Annotated in this window: 1 protein-coding gene; it reads left to right on the forward strand. The window is 53.5% G+C overall.

Annotation, left to right across the window (positions count from 1 at the left end):
* Nucleotides 1-254, forward strand: a 254-nt coding sequence (locus R2R70_RS21695) for a serine hydrolase (protein ID WP_410979152.1), incomplete at both ends; no start/stop codon positions are given.

A 254-nucleotide genomic window follows, 5' to 3' on the forward strand; every position in this document is an offset into this window, starting at 1 on the left:
CGCCTTGATCGTTGGGAACCGGAGCTGAATGAAGCCATACCAAACGACGAGCGTGACACCACGATGCCTGCAGCAATGGCAACAACGTTGCGCAAACTATTAACTGGCGAACTACTTACTCTAGCTTCCCGGCAACAATTAATAGACTGGATGGAGGCGGATAAAGTTGCAGGACCACTTCTGCGCTCGGCCCTTCCGGCTGGCTGGTTTATTGCTGATAAATCTGGAGCCGGTGAGCGTGGGTCTCGCGGTAT

Source organism: Cobetia sp. SIMBA_158, from assembly GCF_046566945.1.
Classification (GTDB): domain Bacteria; phylum Pseudomonadota; class Gammaproteobacteria; order Pseudomonadales; family Halomonadaceae; genus Cobetia; species Cobetia amphilecti.